We start from the raw sequence: 21,443 nt of genomic DNA on the forward strand, positions 1-21,443 counted from the left end.
ATATTAAAATTAAATAACTATTGAATAAGTTATTGGTAAATTTATTTTTATTTTGAGCAAAAGGTTTATTTAGCTCTTGAGGGTATTTTAAAAGCTAGTTGCTTGGTTAACTTTGGTGATCTTCACAAAAATATCCTGCCAAAAAATCTACTGAATCATGATTATTTTTGTTACTGGTTAATTGGTTAAGTTCATGGCATTAATATGCTTAAAAAAAACTGTTTTTGTTCTAAGAGGTCAGTAGGTAAAGAGTATTGGATAAAGGTGAGAAATTTTATTCAAAGCGACGGATTTAAATGCAAAGTCAACTTTCGGAGAGTTTTTTGATTAATATCAAAATTAGATTGTGACCTAGGTTTTTTTATTGAGTTCAAAATAAAAAAGGGAGCCGAAGCTCCCTGAGTGAATCCTTGCTAGTTTAGATAAACAAACTACCAAAGGTAAAGCCGAGTGCGACTGCCGAAGCGATGGTAACCACACCAGGAATAAAGAATGGGTGGTTAAATACATACTTACCGATGCGGGTAGAGCCTGTGTCATCCATTTCAACAGCGGCTAGCAGCGTAGGGTAGGTTGGCAGGACGAACAGAGCACTCACGGCTGCAAAAGAAGCCACAGCGGTAAGTGGTGCAACACCAATCGCGAGTGCTGCTGGCATTAAAGCGACCGTTGTAGCACCTTGCGAATAAAGCAACATTGATGCAAAGAACAGCACAAGTGCAAGCATCCAAGGATAGTCAGCCAGTAGGGCACCCGCGACATCTTTAATACCATCAACGTGCGCATTAACGAATGTTGAACCAAGCCAAGCGACACCTAATACACAAACACATGCTGTCATACCAGAGCGGAATGTTGCTGCCGATGGGATCTTCGCAGCGTCAATTTTAGTGACGAGCACGATCGCAGCAGCTGCGGCCAGCATTACCGTCATGATTGCTTCGTTACGACCCAAAGCTGGGTCAACAATAAGGCCTACAGATTTTGAAATAGCCGCAGCGTAGCAAACAACAAAACCAATGGCTGCAAGGAAGATGTAAGTTGCAGTCTTAGCGGTCGGTAGGATTTCACGCTTTGATTCTGTAGCCAGTTTGATGAGCCCTTTTTCCAGACGATCTTGGTAGATTGGGTCATCTTTTAGTTCACTGCCCATAAAGTTGGCGACGAAGGCACCGATCATACAAGCGACAAAAGTGGTTGGAATACACACAGCTAGCAGTGTTAAGTAATCGACACCCATAGGCGCAAGCATGGCAGCAAAGGCAACGACAGCAGCTGAGATAGGTGAAGCTGTGATGGCAATTTGCGACGCAACAACGGCGATTGATAAAGGACGAGACGGGCGAACGCCTTGACCTTTTGCAACTTCGGCAATCACGGGCAACGTGGAGAACGCGGTATGGCCGGTACCAGCCATGAGCGTCATTACGAAAGTCACAATTGGCGCATAAAAGGTGATGCGCTCAGGGTGCTTGCGCAAAAAGTTTTCTGCCACTTGAACTAACCAATCCATACCACCTGCCACTTGCATTGCTGCAATCGCAGTAATGACAGACATGATGATTAGAATTACATCAATAGGAATAAACGCTTGGCTGGTTGGTACGCCTAGTACTAAGGATAAAGCGATTACCCCCGCACCACCGGCGAGACCAATGCCAATACCACCAATTCTTGCTCCCAAATAGATGAAGAGCAGAACGACAATGAGTTCGACTGCTACCATATTATTACCTCATAAAGTTACTTTTGATTCTGATTATCTAAGCACTCTTCGCTTGAATGCTTAGATAATCAGAGTGATAAAAACCATTCTTGGAGTGTGGTTAACCGTATAGGAGACTAAAAAAGGCCCCGTTTGGGGCCTTTTCACTACCTGTTATTCGTAGCGTTTTGCTTTATACGTTGGGTGCATGAAGTTTTCAACACAAAGAATGTCGTCGAGCTCTTCTTCTGTAAGCAGGCCACGTTCCAGAACCACTTCACGGACGCTCTTACCTGTTTCAGCACAGATCTTACCGACGATGTCACCCTCATGGTGGCCAATGTATGGGTTTAGGTAAGTGACGATACCGATAGAGTTGTAGACGTAGCTTTCACAGACTTCTTTGTTGACTGTGATGCCATCAATACACTTGTCGCGTAGGTTCACGCACGCGTTAGATAGGATTGAGATAGATTCGAACATGCTCTGCGCAATCACCGGTTCCATCACGTTAAGCTGAAGCTGACCGCCCTCTGCTGCGAATGAGATAGTGTTGTCGTTACCTAGCACTTTGAAACAAACTTGGTTCACCACTTCTGGAACTACTGGGTTTACTTTTGCTGGCATGATTGAAGAACCAGCTTGTAGCTCAGGTAGGTTAAGTTCGTTAAGACCTGAACGTGGGCCAGAAGAGAGTAGACGCAAGTCGTTACAGATCTTAGACAGTTTTACGGCAAGACGTTTTAACGCGCCATGAGTCATTACGTATGCACCACAGTCTGACGTTGCTTCGATTAAGTCTTCTGCTGGAACAACTTCAAGGCCTGTCACTTCTGCTAGGTGTTTTACTGCAGATGCTTGGTAACCTTGTGCTGCGTTTAAGCCAGTACCGATGGCTGTTGCACCTAGGTTGATCTCAAGAAGCAGCTTGGAGGTGTATTCAAGCGCACGAATTTCTTCATTAAGCGTAACGGCCCAAGCGTGGAATTCTTGGCCGACGGTCATAGGTACTGCATCTTGCAACTGAGTGCGACCCATTTTTAGCACATCTTTGAACTCTTGGCTCTTCAGTTCGAAGGCACCTTTTAGGTATTCAATCGCTTCAATCAGCTTTTGTACGCTGTTGTACACAGCAATGCGGAAACCTGTTGGGTAAGCACAGTTAGTAGATTGGCTCTTGTTGACGTGATCATTTGGGTTAACGAATTGGTATTGGCCTTTCTCTTTACCCATTAGCTCAAGGGCAACGTTTGCAATCACTTCGTTAGTGTTCATATTGACTGAAGTGCCGGCGCCGCCTTGGAATACGTCTGACGGGAATTGATCCATGCACTTACCTGTTTCAAGAATCAAATCACACGCTTCAATAATGTAGTTCGCGACATCTTTAGGAATCACGCCAAGCTCTTTGTTGGCCAAAGCAGCGGCTTTCTTAGTCATCACCATACCACGTACAAATTCAGGTACGTCGGAGATGGTCATGTTTGAGATATTGAAGTTTTCGATAGCACGTAGGGTGTGAATGCCGTAGTAGGCATCAGCGGGCACGTGACGCTCACCTAGTAAGTCTTCTTCGATACGAGTTGCAGGGGTAGCTGTTTTTGGAGCATCGCTTAGTGTAGCCATCACAGGATCCTTAGATAATTATTCTGATAATAAAGTATTACTAGCCAATCTGTAGTTTAAGAATCCATTCGTCAGAGTTTTAGGCTGCTAAATCCGTCCTGACTTATGTGGCACATAATACTGTACTTAGGGCATAAAAATAGTAACTGGATCACCTTTTTTACTTTATGTTGAGTTAAAGTTTTGTCAGTTATGAATAGGATGTTAATAACCCTTAAGTGGTAGTGGTTATTGAGTGTTGTATCACGTTTTTTTACAGCTTCAATTTGAGCTTAAGAAGCGTTTCGACGTACACTGAAAGCAACAAAGGAGGGCTTGTGTTTCCTATCTTATTACTGCTATTTATTTTCGTCCCTATTATAGAAATAGGCTTATTTATCCAAGTGGGTGGATTTCTTGGTTTGTGGCCAACGATCGGCTTGGTTCTAGTGACCGCATTTGTCGGTGCTTCATTGGTTCGTAGCCAAGGCATTCAGACTTTAGTGTCTGTGCAAAATCGTCTCCAGCAAGGTGAGTTACCCGCCCAGCAGATTTTTGAAGGCGTCATGTTAGCGGTAGCGGGGGTTTTACTGTTAACTCCGGGCTTTATGACAGATGCATTTGGCATGCTGGTCCTTCTGCCAGCCCCTCGCGCTGTGATTGCCAAATACCTAATGAGCAAAATGGTGGTGAAGTCGGTGGGTGGTCAGGGCTTCCACGCTGGCTTTCAAAATGATCCATTTGGCAAAAATACAAACCAAAACGACCCGTTTAACCGCGACCCGTTCCAATCTCAGCAAGGGGATACCTTTGAAGGCGAGTTTGAACGTAAAGAGGATGATGATCGTAACAAACTGAATTAATAGCAGTTTGATATCGAACTAAAAGGCGCTGATGGCGCCTTTTTTTGTTGGTAACTAGAAATGATACGTGCCATAAACATCTGTAACATTCTGTGATCTTAGATCTATTACTCTACTTTTTACTTAGTAATTTTATCAATAGGTGAGAAAAGTGTTGAAACGTAAATTTCCTTCTATTTATCAGTTTAATGGGTGGGATCTATATCCCATTTAAAGTGAATGTAATTTTACTTTCATACAGTCAAACATGATATTTGCCACAATTCGTCAACATCTGGACGTAGACAAAAATATAACGAATTGGTGGTGGAACAAATGAACAACACACTTTCTCCAAAACTCCTTACGCTGTGTATCGCCTCAGCACTATCTGGTACAGCAAGTGCTGAGATTATCCTGTCTCAGTACGTTGAGGGTGGCAGTTACAACAAGGCGGTTGAAATTGCTAACACGGGCACGGAAGCAGTCACTCTGACTGGCTACCAGTTAGCCAAATCCTCTAACGGTGGTGGTGAATGGGCAAACCATCTAGATCTCAGCGACGTCACTATCGCTGCGAATCAGGTGTATGTTGTCGCTCATTCTCAAGCAAGCGATGAAATCAAAGCCGTTGCAGGTAACCTGAACAGTGACGTAGCCAACTTTAATGGTGATGACCCGATTGCACTGGTTAAAGATGGTCAATTGCATGACGTAATTGGTGTTATGGGCGATGTGGATTTCGCTAAAGACACTACCTTAGTTCGTAACAGCGATGCGCTAACACCTTCAGCAACATACCAAGCAGGACAATGGACGACCTTCCCGAAAGATAATATCGACGGTTTAGGTCAGTTAAATGCAGTTGAGCCACCTGCAGCTTTCGAGTGTTCAGTGGATGGCAATGATCCTCAGTTTACTTCTATTCAAGCTATCCAAGGTGAAGGTGATACTTCTCCACTTATTGATGGCTACCCATTCATTACAGATGAAGATCACTATGTCATGGGTGTCGTTAGTGCTGTAACCACAGGTCTAACCAAAGGATTCTACCTACAAGCGCTTGAAAACGACGCCAATCCAAAGACTTCAGAAGGCCTATTCATTCACACGGATTTTGCTGACACTGAGCTGAAAGCGGGTGATGTGGTCTGTGTTAAAGGTAAAGTTCAAGAGTATTACAGCAATACTCAGCTCTCTTCTGATGCAAACAGCTACGTTAAAACTGATACGTCAGATGCATCACTAGTGACTCCGCTTGTAGTTGAAGAAGGTGAAACCTTGCGTGAAGCATTAGAGCGTTACGAAGGTATGCAAGTTGAGCTTACGTCTGCGAGTGAGTTGTTCGTCACGCGTAACTTCTCTTACGATTATGACTCACGTCGTAACAATATGCTGCTGGCTCATGAAGGTCCGTTGTTCAAGCCAACTCAAGTTCATGCTGCAGATAGTGCAGAAGCGAAAGCATTGGCTGCTGAGAACGCGAGTAATCGAGTGTTCCTTGAGTCTGACGGCTATGCTCCAAGCGGCCAAATCCCTTATTACCCTGATTTTGCAGCAGATGCTGACCAAGATGGCTCATCAGAGCAACATATCCGTCTAGGCTCTCGCCTTGAAGGTCTACACGGTGTGGTTAACTACAGCTACGACGAATACCGCATCATTGCCACCAATGAAGTGAACAATAGTAATTTTGTGACTTCTGGTGAAGGGTTTGATGTTGCACGTAAAGATGCGCCAAGTATTACCGACTCTGATCTACGTGTTGCAAGCTTTAACGTACTTAACTATTTCACTAGCCACAGTTCAATTGGCGGACCTTTAAACGCATCATGTGACGACCAAGCGGATGCGGATGCGTCACGTGGCTGTAACCGCGGCGCTAAGGAACTGGATGAGTTCTTGGTTCAGAAAGCGAAAATCGTTAATGCAATGGTCAAGATGGATGCTGATATCATTGGCTTGATGGAAGTGGAAAACAATGGCTTCGCAGAAGGCAGTGCTATTCAGGACTTAGTGGATGCTTTAAACGCCAAAATCAGTGATACGGAAGATCATTACAGCTTTGTTGAAATCGAAGATGGCGACAAGTACAACGATGACTTTTTCGGTAGCGATGCCATCATGGTGGCAATTTTATACCGTGCTGATTCTGTAACGCCAAAAGAAGCGGCGACAGTGATCATTACCCCTGAGCAGCACATTGCCGCAGATACAATTACACGCGATGACGGTAAAGGTGGCCAAGAAGGCAACCCTGCGTACGACAAATACCAACGTCACAGCTTGCTACAAACCTTCACTGTGAAAGAAACAGGCGAAGATTTATCGATTGTTGTTAACCACTTTAAGTCAAAAGGCTCTGAGTGTATTGAAGAGTGGATTGCAGGTGTAGAAGATACAGAACCGACGGATCTACAAGGTAACTGTAATAACTTCCGCGTTTCAGCTGCGCACGCTGTTGGTGAAGCACTGAAAGACGTCAAGGGCGATGTGCTTGTGATGGGTGACCTGAATGCCTACGGAATGGAAGACCCACTACTGACGCTGACCGATTACGATGCGTCTGACGCAGAAAATGGTAAAGATTACGGTCGCGAGATCTACACGGCGGCTTACACCAATGTCGCGGGTGGTGAAGTGAGTGCGGAACGCACCAAGATCGAGAAAGGCTTTGGTTACACGAATCTAAATACTTTATTGCATGGTGCTGATACCTTCTCTTACACATACTCTGGTGAGTTAGGTAACCTAGACCACGCGTTGGCAAGTAGCAGCTTGGCACAGAAAGTAGTTGCGATCGAAGATTGGCATATTAACTCTTTGGAAAGCAACTTGTTTGAGTACAGCAGCAAATACACAGGTAACATGCCTAAGTACACTGACGTTTACTCTGCATCAGATCACGATCCAGTATTGATTGCGATTGATCTGCCAGATACTGATATCGACCTACCGGAAGAGGGGGAGAACCTAACTGTAAATGTTCGACTTCCACTCGATGCGGCGGAAGGTGATATTGTGACAGTAACCTTGAAAACGCCTGCACAGCAAAACGCGGCTCGTTCTGCAGACATCGATTATACATCAACAGTAACGCTAACTCAGGCAGATGTTAACGCACGTACTGTAGCGGTTGAGTTTGAAAGTGCGCCAGAAGAAGGGACTTATCAACTAGAAGAAACCGTTACTGATTCAACAGGTGCAACGGTTAAGTATCAAGCGACACGTACCGTGGAAGTTGAGAAAGCACCAACGTCTACCGACGGAGAAGAGTCTGATGACAGTGATGGTGGCTCGACTGGGTTCGGTCTACTGTTCGCACTATCAGGTTTGCTTGCTTGGCGCCGTCGTAAGTAATCTTATTTCTTCAGTGTAAATGAATAAGGCCAGCATCAGCTGGCCTTATTTTTATCGTTTGCCCTTGCCTTTCTGAACTCTTATTGCACAATACCGCCCTTAATCTCGAAATTTATCAACGCTAGTTAGAAGTCATGCTGTTAATCATCGATAATTACGATTCCTTTACTTACAACTTGTACCAATACTTTTGTGAGCTTGGCGCTGAGGTAAAGGTCGTGCGTAACGATGAGATTGATATTGCGGGCATTGAAGCTCTGCAGCCGAGCCATCTAGTGATTTCTCCTGGCCCTTGTACACCGAATGAAGCGGGCATATCCTTGCAAGCCATTGAGTATTTTGCTGGTAAGTTACCGATTTTGGGAGTTTGTTTGGGCCACCAAGCGATAGCCCAAGTATTTGGTGGTGAGGTTGTGCGAGCTCGTCAGGTTATGCATGGAAAAACATCCCCTATACGCCATAACAACCAAAGTGTTTTTCAAGGTTTAAACAATCCTCTTACCGTGACTCGTTACCACTCCTTGGTGGTAAAAAATGGCACACTCCCGGACTGCTTCGAGTTGACCGCTTGGACAGAGCTGTACGATGGCTCCATGGATGAAATTATGGGCTATCAGCATAAGACTCTGGCGATTGATGCGGTTCAATTCCACCCTGAATCGATTAAAACCGAACAAGGTCACGAGCTTTTAGCCAATTTCCTAAAGCGCTAAAGCCTGACTGGGATCACTTTTTTTAACATTTCTTTCATAATTGATGCTGCGAATATTATGTGAAAAACTATTCGTAGACTTTGCTGTTCCTACCCTTCAGCCCTTGTGGCGCCTATGCTTAATCTGAGCTTATCTTTGTTATAAGAATATATTGCTTCATAAAACGGGTGGCTTGATGCATAAATACTCACACATGATGGGAATTCGACTTTTTCCTTGTGAGTAAAAAGCATAAATCACTATTGAAAAGGTTAATTGTTTGTAAATACAATGCCGTAATTGCTTAAAAGCAAAATAATATCTTATTTCATTGAATGGAAGTAAGGACACCATATTCGCTATGCATGCGGTATCGAGAGGGAATGTGCAATGACTGTAGAAAAGAACGTAGAACGCGGTTTGTTTGATGAGGTAATGGTACCTTGTTATAACCCAATGGAAATGATCCCAGTGAAAGGCGAAGGTGCTCGAGTTTGGGATCAGCAAGGTAAAGAGTACATTGACTTTGCGGGTGGTATCGCGGTGAGCTGTTTAGGTCATTGTCACCCAGCGATGGTGAATGCACTGACTGAGCAAGGCCAAAAATTATGGCACCTTAGTAACGTCATGACTAATGAGCCGGCACTTCGTCTTGCTAAGAAGCTAACAGATGTCAGCTTTGCAGAGAAAGTCTTTTTTGCCAACTCAGGCGCAGAAGCAAACGAAGCGGCTTTAAAATTGGCTCGTCGTTACGCGGCGGACAAGTTTGGTCCTGAAAAATCTGAAATCATCGCCTTTAAACAAGGTTTCCACGGTCGTACTTTCTTTACCGTCACTGTAGGCGGCCAAGCGGCTTATTCTGATGGTTTTGGTCCTAAACCAGGTGACGTGACTCATTTACCTTACAACGATGTAGAAGCCCTACGTGAACACATCTCTGATCGTACTTGTGCCATCATGATGGAACCACTTCAAGGTGAAGGTGGCATCATTTCTCCAACGGACGAATTTGTTCAGACGGTTCGCGAGCTATGCGACAAGCACAACGCTCTACTGATTTTTGATGAAGTACAAACAGGTAATGGTCGTACGGGGCACTTCTACGCATACCAAGGCCTAGGTGTTACACCAGACATCTTGAGCACGGCTAAATCGCTCGGTGGTGGTTTCCCAATTGGCGCGATGCTAACTACAACGGAGCTGTCTAAGCATCTTAAGATCGGCACCCATGGTTCGACATACGGCGGTAACCCGTTGGCTTGTGCAGTGGCAGAGGCAGTGGTCGATGTTGTGAGTGCACCAGAAACTTTAGCCGGTGTGGCTGAGCGCGAAGCGTTATTCCGTGAAGGTTTAGCTAAGCTGAATGATAAGTACCAGATTTTCGCTGAAGTGCGTGGTAAAGGCTTGTTGCTTGGAGCTGCTCTGAATGATGAGTGGCAAGGCCGAGCGCGCGATGTATTGGTTGCCGCTGGTCAAGAAGGTTTGATGGTCCTTGTCGCGGGTGCCAACGTTGTTCGCTTTACCCCATCACTGGTGATTAGTAAAGAAGAAATCGAAGAAGGATTAGCGCGTCTAGATAAAGCTTTAGCGTCGCTAACAAAATAATTAAAACATCTAACTGAGCTGGGTCATTTTGCTTAGCTCGATTATCGATACCACCAGTTAATCGCAACGATGGCTGGTGGTGTTGGTATGAGCATCAGGAGGGAGTATCGATGCTAGTTGTTCGTCCTATCGCAATGTCGGATTACGACGCACTGCACACGTGCGCAGTAGAATCAGGTCACGGATTCACATCTCTACCCGTTAACGAAGAATTGTTAACCAATCGTATTACTCATTCAGAGTACAGTTTCACTAAACCTGACGTTAATGAACCCGGTGATGAAGGGTACTTGATGGTTGGTTTCGAGAGCGAGACCGGCGAAGTCGCAGGGTGTACCGGAATTGAAGCATCCATCGGTTGGGATGTCCCGTTCTACTCTTACCATATCAGTACGGTCGTTCACTCATCGCCAAAACTTGGTGTGAATAATGTGGTTAAGCTACTGACTTTCGGTAACAACTACACCGGCTGTAGTGAGATTTGTACGCTGTTCTTAAGACCATCTTTCCGCCAAGGGTTAAATGGCCGTTTGATGTCTAAGTGTCGTTTTCTGATGATGGCTGAGCACCCGCATCGTTTCTCTAAAACGGTGTTTGCTGAAATGCGTGGTGTGTCTGATGCAGAAGGCAACTCACCTTTTTGGCAATGGCTGCAAGAGCACTTTTTCTCCATCGACTTTACCATGGCTGACTACCTAACCGGCATTGGTAAAAAGGGCTTCATCGCCGATCTGATGCCTAAGTTACCTATTTACATCAACTTATTAAGTCAAGAAGCACAAGATGTTATTGGTCAAGTGCACGAGAATACCAAGCCTGCTCTACGTCTGTTAGAGAAAGAAGGCTTTACATGCCGTAACTATGTCGACATTTTCGATGGTGGTCCGACGGTTGAGTGTGATGTGCGCAATATTGAGTCTGTTCGACACTCTTTCCGCGCTAAGGTGACCATTGCTGAGCACAACAGCTCGCAAGATTTCCTCATCTCGAACACGTCATTCGAAGATTTTCGTGCCACGGCAACGAAAGCTGCCTACGACCAAGCATCAGAGAGCGTTATTTTAACCGCTGAAGTCGCCGAGGCGCTGAAAGTGAGTGAAGGCGACTTTGTTCGCATGTTAGCTCAGTAAGCTCTATTTAGAAGGATCAAACTATGACACATTGGATTGCCGGTGAGTGGGTGAAAGGCCAAGGCGAGACGATGAACTCGCAAAGCCCTTACAATAATGAAGTTATCTGGCAAGGCGACAGTGCAACGCCTGAACAAGTAGAACAAGCAGTATCAGCGGCACGCAGTGCTTTTGTCGGTTGGAAGAAGCTGAGCTTCTCAGAGCGTGAGGCGATTGTTTTAGCCTTTGCCGAAAAAGTGAAAGAGAACAGCGAGCAGATTGCCGAGATCATCGCTAAAGAAACGGGTAAACCGATTTGGGAAACTCGCACTGAAGCCGCAGCGATGGCAGGCAAAATTGCTATCTCTATTCGCGCTTACCATGACCGTACCGGCGAAGCGCAGCGTGAAGCCGCAGGGAACCAAATCGTATTGCGTCATCGTCCGCTAGGCGTTATGGCGGTATTTGGCCCTTATAATTTCCCTGGCCATCTACCAAACGGCCATATCGTCCCAGCACTTCTAGCGGGCAACACTGTGGTATTCAAGCCTTCAGAGCAAACACCATTAACGGGTGAGTTTGCGATGAAGCTTTGGGATCAAGTTGGCCTGCCGAAAGGCGTGATCAACCTAGTTCAAGGTGCCAAAGAGACAGGTATCGCGCTAGCCGATTCAAAAGGGCTAGATGGCGTACTCTTCACTGGTAGCGCCAATACTGGGCACATTCTACACAAGCAATTTGCAGGTCAACCAGGCAAGATGCTTGCGCTAGAAATGGGTGGTAATAACCCGATGGTGATCTCTGAAAACTACGGTGAAGTAGACGCTACGGTTTATACCATCATCCAGTCTGCGTTTATCAGTGCGGGTCAACGTTGTACATGTGCACGTCGTCTGTATGTTCCCGTCGGAGAAAAAGGTGACCTGCTTGTAAATAAGCTCGTTGAAGCAACCAACAAGATTCGAGTTGACCAGCCATTTGCAGAGCCAGCACCGTTTATGGGCCCTCAAATCTCTAAAGCCGCGGCGGACTTTATTCTTGCAGCACAGAGCAACCTCCAGAAGCTAGGTGGTGAGAGTTTAATCGAGGCTAAAGCTGGGGATGCGGCATTTGTTACTCCGGGCATTATTGATGTCACGGCAATCGCGGAGCTGCCAGATGAAGAGTATTTCGGCCCACTACTTCAAGTGGTGCGCTACCAAGGTTTAGATAAAGCTGTTGAGCTGGCCAACGATACTCGCTTTGGTCTATCAGCAGGGCTTGTCTCGACCGATGACAGCGAGTGGGAGTACTTTGTTGACCATATTCGTGCGGGCATCGTCAATCGTAACCGTCAGTTAACGGGGGCTAGTGGTGATGCGCCATTTGGTGGTCCTGGCGCATCAGGCAACTTACGCCCAAGTGCGTACTACGCTGCAGACTACTGTGCTTACCCAATGGCTTCGATGGAAGGCGGAGAAACCGTATTACCAGCGACGCTAAGTCCGGGGCTCGAACTGTAGATTAATAATTATAGATTTCCCTTTTCGCCTCTCTGAGTCGAGAGGCATTTTCGTCACAGGCTGAAGGCTATCTAATCACACTTTCTGGACATCGTTGGTTAGGTAGCCTCTTTTATAACATCCAATAAACTCGATAACGTAAACAACCCCCAAACAAGGAGGCGTTATGACGCCAGATGTTTTATTCCAACAGTTATGGAATGACTATATTCAACGCTTATGTCCCTCTGCTGAACAAGTACACCAGTTGCTGCAAGAAGAGGTAGCACTGATCAATGACCATATCGCATTGCGCACTTTCAATGTTGAGCCATTAGGCATTGCGACGCTTGCTCAACCCTTCTTAGATGTTGGCTATGAGCCGCGTGGTGACTATGTGTTTGAAAGCAAGAAATTGGTCGCTAAGCATTTTGAACATCCAGATCCTAAGCAACCTAAAGTGTTTATTAGTGAGCTTAAAGTTGAAGAGTGTTCTGAGCAGTTGCAAGCTATTGTTGCTAAGCTTGTCGAGCAATTGGACACCAATAAGCTAAAAGGTCACGAGTTCTTGTACGGTGGCCGCTTGTGGGAGTTGAGCTTTGCTGATTTTCAGACGCTTGCACAAGAAAGCGAGTATGCATCTTGGCTTGCGGCGCATGGCTATGGAGCAAATCACTTTACGGTGAGTGTTAACCAATTGAATGCATTTGAAGAAGTGAAGGGCGTGAACGACCATTTACGTCAAGCAGGCTTTACCATCAATGAGTTTGGTGGTGAGGTGAAAGGTTCTCCAGAGGTGTTACTCGAGCAGTCATCCACTATGGCAGATAAAGTTTCGGTCGATTTTACTGATGGCACTCAGGTTATTCCTGGAGGCTTCTACGAGTTTGCCAAGCGTTATCCTATGGCTGATGGTGAATTGTACCCGGGGTTTGTTGCAGCCTCAGCGGATAAAATTTTTGAAAGCACCAACGGCTAGCCGTTTTCGTCAGTTAAAAAGAAAGCCACCTGTTAGGTGGCTTTTTAAATTCTGATTTGTTAATTGAAATTAACGAGTGCCGTAGACCACGATAGTTTTACCGTGTGCAGAAATGAGGTTCTGCTCTTCAAGCATCTTCAGGATACGACCAACTGTTTCACGAGAACAACCAACGATTTGGCCGATTTCTTGACGAGTGATCTTAATCTGCATGCCGTCTGGGTGAGTCATCGCATCTGGTTGCTTCGCTAGGTTTAGTAGCGTTTGTGCAATACGGCTAGTTACATCTAGGAATGCAAGGTCACCCACTTTTTGGCTAGTCACTTGTAGACGACTTGCCATTTGCGCTGATAGGCGCATAAGGATATCTGGGTTTACTTGAATTAGCTGACGGAATTTCTTAAACGAAATCTCTGCTACTTCACAAGGAGATTTAGCACGAACCCATGCGGTACGCTCTTGGTCTTCTTCGAATAGACCAAGTTCACCGATAAAGTCACCTTGGTTTAGGTAAGAAAGGATCATTTCCTTACCTTCTTCGTCTTTGATAAGAACCGCAACTGAACCTTTAACGATGTAGTACAACGTTTCAGCTTTCTCGCCCGCGTGAATTAGCGTGCTTTTTGAAGGGTACTTATGAATATGACAATGTGAAAGGAACCACTCTAATGTTGGGTCGGTTTGAGGTTTACCTAGAACCATAATATCTCACTTCCTCTGCAGGGTACGCTTGCCGCTTTCCATGTTTTAGCTAAGCCTAAATTAGGCCTACTAGGATAAGAGCACTTTACAAATGCTGCAAGCCAACTTGTGTTTCGGTTACAAATAGTATCCTTTTTCGAAAACGATTTCTTGATTTTAATCGGGTCCGACTTGGGTTTTACTACGCAAAACTGTGCACATGATCACGGTATGAAAAGTAATCGTGCTCTAGCCGTGAGGACTAGCCAATTTTTCCTGTTTCGATTAACTGTTGCAGGATAGGACGAACGATCAATTCCATCGCAAAACTCATTTTGCCACCCGGCACAACCAGCGTGTTATGACGCGACATAAATGAACCATCAATCATAGCCAATAGATAAGGAAAATCGACATTTTTTATTCCACGTAGGCGAATCACAACAAAGCTCTCGTCCAAGCTAGGGATGCCTTTGGCGTTAAGTGGGTTGGAGGTGTCGACAGTTGGTACGCGTTGAAAGTTGATGTGGGTGCGCGAAAACTGCGGCGTAATGTAATTGAGATAATCATCCATCGAACGAACGATTGAGTCCATTACCGCTTCACGTGAGTGGCCGCGATCGCGTGTGTCACGGACAAATTTTTGAATCCATTCGAGGTTAACAATAGGCACCATGCCAATCAGAAAGTCGACGTGTTGAGCCACATTCACATCACCATCGACCACACCTCCGTGCAACCCCTCGTAAAACAGCACATCGGAGTTTTCAGGTAAGTCTTGCCAAGGGGTAAACGTACCGGGCATTTGATTGTAGGGTACCGCTTCGTCAAACGTGTGTAAGTAGCGACGAACTTGACCGGTTCCTTGATTTCCATATTCACGGAAAAACTCAGCGAGCGTCGAGAAGTCGTTGGCTTGAGGGCCAAAATAACTGATATGACGCCCTTGCTCGCGAGCTTTACGGATCTCGACGTCCATTTCAGGGCGAGTGAAACGGTGGAAGCTATCGCCTTCAACCCACGCGGGTTTTACGTTCATCATATTGAACATCTTGCGAAAAGCTTCGGAAGTCGTGGTTGTGCCGGCTCCAGAAGAACCAGTTACGGCAATAATAGGGTGTTTTGCTGACATGACAAACCTTGTCTGAGAGTACGTTCCTGTAATCGATGACCACTATAGCATGCTTTAGTGGCACATCACTGTATGCAGTTCTCTAAAACTTATTTTTGAGCTGGATGTCGACCGTTTCGTGCAATTCGGAGAAAACAACCACAGCGTCGCCAGACTCTAACTGACGTCGGATCTGGTCAACTTTGCTTTGCAATGATATTTCTACCGCACCGTAATCAGTTCCTTCTCGAAGGACAAACTCACGGATCAAATTATCGAGCGTCTCAGGAGCGATTTGCTGCCAAGGAACAATCATAAATACCTCTAGATTTTATGTTGATGCTCTATTATGCCGGATCAGCGAGACTTTCATAGTAGGCGGGCAGTGCCTCTTCGAGCCAAAACCTCGGTTTGAGCGCGCTACCGGTAACAAAGCCAACGTGGCCACCTTGATCAAACAAGCGATAGTCTATGTTGTCGGGTAGGACGTATTTAGGTATGACGTCGTCTGTCATAAACGGGTCGTCTTTGGCATGAATGATTTGGGTTGGGACAGTAATGTCTTTCAATCGGTGAATGCCAGAGCAGCGATGATAGTAATCTTCCGCATCTTTGAAACCGTGAAGAGGGGCGGTGATCAAGTCATCGAACTCATACAGCCGTGTTACGCGTTTGATGCACTGATAGGATAAGCCCAATTCTCCTTTCAGTAAGTGATGCTTTTGCAGTGCGCTCTTCTTGAGTGAAGACAGTAGGTAGTTTTTGTACAGCTTAGAGAAACCTTGTTCAATACGTTCTGAACAAGCAGAGAGATCGAGAGGTGCAGAGACAATGGTTGCAGCATCCACTAAAGGAGACTGGTTGTACTTGGCTAAGTAATTGGCCAGCATGTTGCCTCCGAGCGAAATCCCGACCGCAACTTTAGTTTGATTTGGAAAGAGTTGATCTAAGTATTCTAAGAAAAAGCGCGCGTCTTCAACTTCCCCTGAGTGATAGGCTCGGGCGAGTTTATTTGGCTTTCCACTGCAACCGCGAAAATGCATCATCACCGACAACCAGCCTTGTTTTTGGAAGGCTGCCATTAATCCGTTGGCGTATGGGCTGTAAAAACATCCCTCCAGACCATGAAATAGCACAAAGATCGGTTTTTGTTTCGCTTGTTCACTTTGGCTGTCTTCTCCCCATGCGACATCGAGAAAGTCACCGTCTGGCGTATCTAACGTCTGCCAGATCGGTTCGAATAGTGCTTTCTTGCGAATAAAGCGTGGCGCTAAAGTTTGTAAGTGGGGATTAGCTAAGCCCTTGGCTGCGACAAACTGAGTCATGGTGAGCCTCTATAAGTTAGCGATGTTATCAATGGGCTCAGCAAACGCTGAATAAAGGTGCTCACCACCGAGTTGGCGGCAATATCTGAGCGTCAATGGCTCTGCGTGGTTGATGTATAGCTCCACACTGTTGATGCAATCGACTAAATCGGATTGCTGCTGCTTTTCTAGTTGAAGCTCAAACTGCAATGACTCTCGATACAAGGTATCAGACACCTGCGGTTTCAGTTTACGTCTTAGCTCTCGGTAGCTCAGTAAGAGCGCTTCAGAACGACCAAGGCATTCTTCAACGCGATGCCAATCTTGCTCAAGAAAGCACACTTGCTGCTCATCTAGCCATTTGAGCAATAGCAGTAGATTGACGTTGCCTTTGAACTGATTCTGTAAGTTCAAGCACGCTTCTTTTACTTCACGCACACTGTAATACTGAAGGCTAAATTGCCATAAGCGTTCTAGTGTCAGTGAGATTGATGCGCGCTTTGAACTCATTAGCTACTGAACTCCTGCTCCATTTGTTCTAGCTCTTCTTGCAGAGCCATCCATTCCATTTCGACATCTTCTAGCTCTGCTTTACTGTTGGCCTGAATCGCGAGTACTTGATTAAGTTTAGCTTTATTTTCGGCATCATAAAGTGAGTTATCTGATAATTGCGTTTCTGCTTCCGCGATTGCTTGACCCAACTTATCCATTTTGTCTTCGAGTTTTGTCAGGTTTTTGCGAATTGGAGCCGTCAGTTTACGGAACTCAGCTTCGCGACGTTTTTGCTCTTTCTTTGCCGCAGCACTGTGGGTGGAATTCTTTTCTGGTTGCTGAGCTTGGGCTTCACGGCGCTCTACTTTCTGTTGTTCAGTCAGCCACTTGTAGTAGTCATTAAGGTCGCCATTAAATGGGGCAACTTGGCGGTCGTGAACAAGATATAAGTCGTCTGTTGTCGCACGAAGTAAGTATCGGTCGTGCGAGACGATGACCATCGCACCTTCAAATGTCTGAAGCGCCATGGTCAACGCTTGACGCATATCTAAATCAAGGTGGTTGGTTGGCTCATCGAGAAGCAGCAAGTTTGGTTTTTGCCAAACAATTAATGCCAAGACTAAGCGTGCTTTTTCACCGCCTGAAAACGGGGCGACTTTCTCCAGCGCTTTATCCCCTTGAAAACCAAAACTGCCTAAATAATTGCGCAGCTCTAGTTCATTTTTATCTGGTGCGATTTGCATCATGTGCTGCAGCGGTGTTTCTTCTGGATGCAGTGTTTCTAGCTGGTGCTGAGCAAAGTAGCCGATCTTTACACCTTGAGAGTAATTAAGCTCGCCGCCTTTTGCCGATAACTCACCTGACAATAGCTTGATCAGTGTGGATTTACCTGCTCCGTTACGTCCGAGCAAGCCAATTCGGCTGCCTGGGACTAAATTGAGACGAATTTTCTCTAAGATAAGGTTGTCACCGTACCCCGCTGAAACTTCATCCATCATGATGATGGGATTGGGTAGAGCGTCAGGGTCGCGGAATTGGAAGCTGAACGGATTATCCAATTGAGCAGGCAGTACTTTCTCCATACGTTCTAGCGCTTTGATCCGGCTTTGCGCTTGGCGTGCTTTGGAGGCTTTGTAACGGAAGCGGTCGATATAACTTTGCATATGCGACATTTGCTTTTGCTGCTTTTCAAACTGAGCTTGCTGAAGGATCAGTTTTTGTGCTCGTTGCTCTTCAAATGAGGAGTAGTTGCCCGTGTATTCGTTTAACACTTGGTTTTCGACATGGATGATGCGGCCAACAATCGGGTCTAGAAAGTCTCGGTCGTGCGAGATCAAAACTAGGGTACCCGGGTAGTTTTGCAGCCAGCGCTCTAGCCACATTACGGCATCCAAATCTAAGTGGTTAGTCGGTTCATCGAGCAAAAGCAGGTCAGAGCGGCACAACAGCGCTTGCGCTAAGTTAAGGCGCATGCGCCAACCACCGGAAAACTGCGTTAAGTTCCAGCTCATTTGATCTTGGCTAAAACCCAGGCCATCGAGTAGCTCGGCGGCACGGGCACGAATACTGTACCCACCAATGGTTTCTATCTGACCGTGGATATCGGCCACTAAAGTGCCGTTGTCTTGCTGCTCTGCATGAGCAAGATCCGCTTCAAGCTTGCGATACTCTCGATCACCATCAATGACGTATTCTAAAGCGCTACGCTCAAGTGCCGGAGTTTCTTGTGCTACCCATGCTAACTCCCAGTGGGCAGGCTTACTGAAGTTTCCTGCATCAATAGACAGTTCATCTTTGATTAGGGCGAAAAGGGTGGATTTACCACAGCCGTTTTTGCCCACCAAGCCGACTTTATCGCCAGGGTGAATGGTTGCGGAAGCTTGCTCGAGAAGTGGTTTGCCACCACGTAGCAGTTGGATGCCAGAGAAGGTAATCATATTCGTTTGCTTTGTCTTTGCTCGTACTGCGTCGAATAGTAGGGGGATTAAGATTAAAAGTCGATTATTGCGTTCTCTTCTCTAACCACGTATAACAAACTGATAACCTATAAAAACAGATGTAATTGGCTAAAATTAAAAGGATTGCTGTCCAAGGAATGCTGAGTAAAGAGTCTGAGAAGCCGAAAATCTTGGTGCTATATGCCCACCCTGAGTCACAAACCTCTGTGGCTAACCAAATGATGCTTAAGAAGATTGAATCTCTTGAGCACGTGACTGTGCATGACTTGTACGCCCACTATCCCGATTTCTTCATTGATGTAAAAGCAGAACATCAACGCTTGATTGAGCATGATGTGATTGTCTTTCATCACCCCCTCTATATGTATTCCTGTCCAGCTTTGCTGAAAGAGTGGCTGGATCGGGTTTTAGGAAAAGGATTTGCTTTTGGCAAAGGAGAAGCACTCAAAGGTAAGTTCTGGCGGAGCGTGATTACCACCGGCGGTAAAGAAGATGCGTTTAGTAAAGGTGGCTACAACCGCTATCCTTTATCAGAGATCCTACAACCTTTTGAACTCACGGCAGCCCTGTGTCAAATGCATTGGATTGAGCCCTTGGTACTTTATTGGGCAAGAAATGTCTCAGAGATGGAGCGCTATCAGCACGCTGAAAGCTATCGCCAGTGGTTGAATGATCCCTTGTATGCCTACCCGCAGGAGTTAGGAGGTGAGCATGGCATTGGAAAGTGATTTTCTCCAAAGTAGCGTAATTTTCCTCACCGCTGCGGTGGTTGCTGTGCCGCTTGCGCAGCGACTCGGTCTTGGCTCTGTGCTGGGATACTTGTTGGCGGGGGTAGCGATTGGTCCATGGGGACTTGGGCTGATTAGTGATGTTGAAGCTATTCTCCATTTTGCCGAGTTTGGTGTCGTACTGCTGCTGTTTTTGATTGGTCTGGAGCTTAACCCCAAGAAGCTTTTACAGATGAAGGGGCCTATTCTGGGCTTAGGAGGCGCACAGGTGGTCATCACGACTTGCGTTATTGCGAGTGTCGCTTTTTTAGCCGGCACACAATGGCAAACCAGTCTGGTTATTGGTATGGGGCTGGCCCTGTCTTCGACTGCTATTGCTCTCAAAGTGATTGAGGAGCAAGGGCTTGCAGGTAAAGAGGCGGGGCAATCAGGCTTTGCGGTGTTGCTCTTTCAAGATATTGCCGTGATTCCGATGCTGGCGATTTTGCCTTTGCTGGCAGGGAATACCGCAGGTAACTGGTTAGATGCCTTGTGGATGCTGGCCGGTGTGGGTGGACTATTGTTTGGTGGCCATTTCTTATTGAGGCCGCTTTTCCGTTATGTGGTGATCAGCGGTGTACGTGAGCTGTTCACTGTGGCAGCCTTACTGCTGGTCATCGGTATCGCTTTGTTGATGAAACAGCTTGGTTTGTCGATGGCACTGGGAACCTTCTTAGCAGGGGTGCTATTAGCTGAGAGTGAATATCGCCACGAATTAGAAATTGCCATTGAACCGTTTAAAGGCTTACTGCTGGGCTTATTCTTTATCGCAGTAGGTATGGCGGTTAACTTAGGCTTGCTCGCTCTCGAGCCATTTGCCGTTTTGATGGCAGTGTGTAGTTTGGTTGTGGTGAAAGGCGCGATCTTATATTTCTTGGCTCGTTTGTCCGGTAGCCGAGCTAAATCGCGCAGTAAAATGGCAGCGATTTTGAGCCAAGGCGGCGAGTTCGCATTTGTTATTTTCACGGCGGCCAGCGCAGAAGGGCTTCTCAACCAAGATCAAACTGCGTTTTTGCTGGTTGTCGTCAGTTTATCTATGGTGACCACGCCACTGCTTTTGATGGCTCAAAACAGATGGTATGCCCGAGGGTTAAATGCGGAAACCGAAGCAACCTTAGCCAGTGATGTCATCAACAAACAGCCGCGAGTCATTATTGCGGGTTTTGGTCGATTTGGCCAAATCATTGGTCGATTGATGTACGCCAACAAAATTAAAGTCACTGTTCTTGAAAGTGACGCCAGCCAAATTCAACTGCTGCGTAAATATGGCTATAAGGTTTATTATGGCGATGCTACTCAACTTGATTTGTTGCGTGCTGCGGGGGCTGATAAGGCTGAGGCCATGGTGATTTGTACCGATTCTCCGGATGAGGTAATGAAGATCGTTGAGATGTGCCAAACGAATTTCCCGAACTTGAAGCTGCTAGCGCGTGCGCGGAGTCGAGTTGAAGCCTATCAACTGCTGAGTCACGGTGTGGATAGCTATTCTCGAGAAACCTTTTTAGGTGCCCTCGACCTTGGACGCCAAACGTTGATCGACCTTGGGATGCATCCGTATCAAGCCAAGCGAGCTGAAGCACATTTCCGCAAACTGGATAACGCTATGCTCAAAGAGTTGCTGCCTCAGCACCAAGATGACAAACAATTGGCCTTAAGAGCCAAAGAAGCCCGAAAAGAACTGGAAGAGATTTTTGGTCGTGAAATGGAAAGCGATCAACAAGCGAAGAACTTCTGGGATTAATCCAATACTAG

Annotated in this window: 17 protein-coding genes; 9 read left to right on the forward strand and 8 right to left on the reverse strand. The window is 46.1% G+C overall.

Annotated elements, in window-relative coordinates; translation table 11 throughout:
- Positions 1-418 precede the first annotated feature (418 nt).
- Positions 419-1,726, reverse strand: a complete 1,308-nt coding sequence (locus tag RH45_RS00055) for an anaerobic C4-dicarboxylate transporter (RefSeq protein WP_008072214.1) — start codon at positions 1,724-1,726, stop codon at positions 419-421.
- 153 nt (positions 1,727-1,879) lie between these two features.
- Positions 1,880-3,331 carry an aspartate ammonia-lyase gene (gene aspA, locus RH45_RS00060; protein ID WP_008072215.1) on the reverse strand — a complete coding sequence of 484 codons (1,452 nt, stop codon included), beginning with the start codon at positions 3,329-3,331 and terminating at the stop codon, positions 1,880-1,882.
- A 317-nt stretch (positions 3,332-3,648) separates the two neighbouring features.
- Between aspA and RH45_RS00065 the strand changes: the two genes are divergently transcribed.
- The 7 genes from RH45_RS00065 (at position 3,649) to RH45_RS00095 (ending at position 13,378) form a co-directional block, all read left to right on the forward strand.
- Positions 3,649-4,173 carry an FxsA family protein gene (locus RH45_RS00065; protein ID WP_008072217.1) on the forward strand — a complete coding sequence of 175 codons (525 nt, stop codon included), beginning with the start codon at positions 3,649-3,651 and terminating at the stop codon, positions 4,171-4,173.
- 315 nt (positions 4,174-4,488) lie between these two features.
- Complete coding sequence (locus tag RH45_RS00070) at positions 4,489-7,512, forward strand: ExeM/NucH family extracellular endonuclease (protein WP_008072218.1); 3,024 nt, start codon at positions 4,489-4,491, stop codon at positions 7,510-7,512.
- A 134-nt stretch (positions 7,513-7,646) separates the two neighbouring features.
- Entirely contained in the window at positions 7,647-8,225 is a 579-nt protein-coding gene (locus RH45_RS00075) for an aminodeoxychorismate/anthranilate synthase component II (protein WP_008072220.1), read from the forward strand.
- A 369-nt stretch (positions 8,226-8,594) separates the two neighbouring features.
- On the forward strand, positions 8,595-9,809 hold the full coding sequence (locus tag RH45_RS00080) for an aspartate aminotransferase family protein (RefSeq protein WP_008072222.1): 1,215 nt from the start codon (positions 8,595-8,597) through the stop codon (positions 9,807-9,809).
- 110 nt (positions 9,810-9,919) lie between these two features.
- Positions 9,920-10,939, forward strand: a complete 1,020-nt coding sequence (astA, locus tag RH45_RS00085) for an arginine N-succinyltransferase (protein ID WP_008072223.1) — start codon at positions 9,920-9,922, stop codon at positions 10,937-10,939.
- 23 nt (positions 10,940-10,962) lie between these two features.
- Entirely contained in the window at positions 10,963-12,420 is a 1,458-nt protein-coding gene (gene astD, locus RH45_RS00090) for a succinylglutamate-semialdehyde dehydrogenase (protein WP_008072225.1), read from the forward strand.
- A gap of 166 nt (positions 12,421-12,586) precedes the next feature.
- Positions 12,587-13,378: a DUF1338 domain-containing protein gene (locus RH45_RS00095; RefSeq protein WP_008072227.1), complete on the forward strand. Its 792-nt coding sequence runs from the start codon at positions 12,587-12,589 to the stop codon at positions 13,376-13,378.
- Positions 13,379-13,447: 69 nt separating this feature from the next.
- On the opposite strand, the gene crp is transcribed toward RH45_RS00095, so the two are convergent.
- From crp to RH45_RS00125, 6 genes are all read right to left on the reverse strand, one after another.
- Positions 13,448-14,080, reverse strand: a complete 633-nt coding sequence (gene crp, locus RH45_RS00100; protein WP_008072229.1) for a cAMP-activated global transcriptional regulator CRP — start codon at positions 14,078-14,080, stop codon at positions 13,448-13,450.
- A 241-nt stretch (positions 14,081-14,321) separates the two neighbouring features.
- Positions 14,322-15,191: a phosphoribulokinase gene (locus RH45_RS00105; protein WP_008072231.1), complete on the reverse strand. Its 870-nt coding sequence runs from the start codon at positions 15,189-15,191 to the stop codon at positions 14,322-14,324.
- An 82-nt stretch (positions 15,192-15,273) separates the two neighbouring features.
- Positions 15,274-15,486: a YheU family protein gene (locus RH45_RS00110; RefSeq protein WP_008072234.1), complete on the reverse strand. Its 213-nt coding sequence runs from the start codon at positions 15,484-15,486 to the stop codon at positions 15,274-15,276.
- Between the two features lie 31 nt (positions 15,487-15,517).
- A complete protein-coding gene (locus RH45_RS00115; RefSeq protein ID WP_008072242.1) occupies positions 15,518-16,495 on the reverse strand; it encodes a hydrolase in 978 nt (325 codons plus the stop codon).
- Positions 16,496-16,504: 9 nt separating this feature from the next.
- Positions 16,505-16,984, reverse strand: coding sequence for a TIGR02444 family protein (locus RH45_RS00120; RefSeq protein WP_008072244.1), 480 nt, complete (start codon positions 16,982-16,984; stop codon positions 16,505-16,507).
- Positions 16,984-18,903, reverse strand: a complete 1,920-nt coding sequence (locus RH45_RS00125; RefSeq protein ID WP_008072246.1) for an ABC transporter ATP-binding protein — start codon at positions 18,901-18,903, stop codon at positions 16,984-16,986. Before RH45_RS00125 ends, RH45_RS00120 begins: the two co-directional genes overlap by 1 nt.
- 158 nt (positions 18,904-19,061) lie before the next feature.
- Between RH45_RS00125 and kefG the strand changes: the two genes are divergently transcribed.
- On the forward strand, positions 19,062-19,652 hold the full coding sequence (gene kefG / locus RH45_RS00130; protein ID WP_008072249.1) for a glutathione-regulated potassium-efflux system ancillary protein KefG: 591 nt from the start codon (positions 19,062-19,064) through the stop codon (positions 19,650-19,652).
- On the forward strand, positions 19,636-21,432 hold the full coding sequence (kefB, locus tag RH45_RS00135) for a glutathione-regulated potassium-efflux system protein KefB (protein WP_008072251.1): 1,797 nt from the start codon (positions 19,636-19,638) through the stop codon (positions 21,430-21,432). Before kefG ends, kefB begins: the two co-directional genes overlap by 17 nt.
- Positions 21,433-21,443 lie beyond the last annotated feature (11 nt).

The sequence above is a fragment of the Vibrio sinaloensis DSM 21326 genome (genome assembly GCF_000189275.1).
Classification (GTDB): Bacteria; Pseudomonadota; Gammaproteobacteria; order Enterobacterales; family Vibrionaceae; genus Vibrio; species Vibrio sinaloensis.

Bases quoted from the DNA above. Each gene is read 5' to 3' on its own strand.
- RH45_RS00055 (WP_008072214.1), bottom strand. From the start codon at position 1,726: ATGGTAGCAGTCGAACTCATTGTCGTTCTGCTCTTCATCTATTTGGGA.
- aspA (WP_008072215.1), bottom strand. From the start codon at position 3,331: ATGGCTACACTAAGCGATGCTCCAAAAACAGCTACCCCTGCAACTCGT.
- RH45_RS00070 (WP_008072218.1), top strand. From the start codon at position 4,489: ATGAACAACACACTTTCTCCAAAACTCCTTACGCTGTGTATCGCCTCA.
- RH45_RS00075 (WP_008072220.1), top strand. From the start codon at position 7,647: ATGCTGTTAATCATCGATAATTACGATTCCTTTACTTACAACTTGTAC.
- RH45_RS00080 (WP_008072222.1), top strand. From the start codon at position 8,595: ATGACTGTAGAAAAGAACGTAGAACGCGGTTTGTTTGATGAGGTAATG.
- astA (WP_008072223.1), top strand. From the start codon at position 9,920: ATGCTAGTTGTTCGTCCTATCGCAATGTCGGATTACGACGCACTGCAC.
- astD (WP_008072225.1), top strand. From the start codon at position 10,963: ATGACACATTGGATTGCCGGTGAGTGGGTGAAAGGCCAAGGCGAGACG.
- RH45_RS00095 (WP_008072227.1), top strand. From the start codon at position 12,587: ATGACGCCAGATGTTTTATTCCAACAGTTATGGAATGACTATATTCAA.
- crp (WP_008072229.1), bottom strand. From the start codon at position 14,080: ATGGTTCTAGGTAAACCTCAAACCGACCCAACATTAGAGTGGTTCCTT.
- RH45_RS00105 (WP_008072231.1), bottom strand. From the start codon at position 15,191: ATGTCAGCAAAACACCCTATTATTGCCGTAACTGGTTCTTCTGGAGCC.
- RH45_RS00110 (WP_008072234.1), bottom strand. From the start codon at position 15,486: ATGATTGTTCCTTGGCAGCAAATCGCTCCTGAGACGCTCGATAATTTG.
- RH45_RS00115 (WP_008072242.1), bottom strand. From the start codon at position 16,495: ATGACTCAGTTTGTCGCAGCCAAGGGCTTAGCTAATCCCCACTTACAA.
- RH45_RS00120 (WP_008072244.1), bottom strand. From the start codon at position 16,984: ATGAGTTCAAAGCGCGCATCAATCTCACTGACACTAGAACGCTTATGG.
- RH45_RS00125 (WP_008072246.1), bottom strand. From the start codon at position 18,903: ATGATTACCTTCTCTGGCATCCAACTGCTACGTGGTGGCAAACCACTT.
- kefG (WP_008072249.1), top strand. From the start codon at position 19,062: ATGCTGAGTAAAGAGTCTGAGAAGCCGAAAATCTTGGTGCTATATGCC.
- kefB (WP_008072251.1), top strand. From the start codon at position 19,636: ATGGCATTGGAAAGTGATTTTCTCCAAAGTAGCGTAATTTTCCTCACC.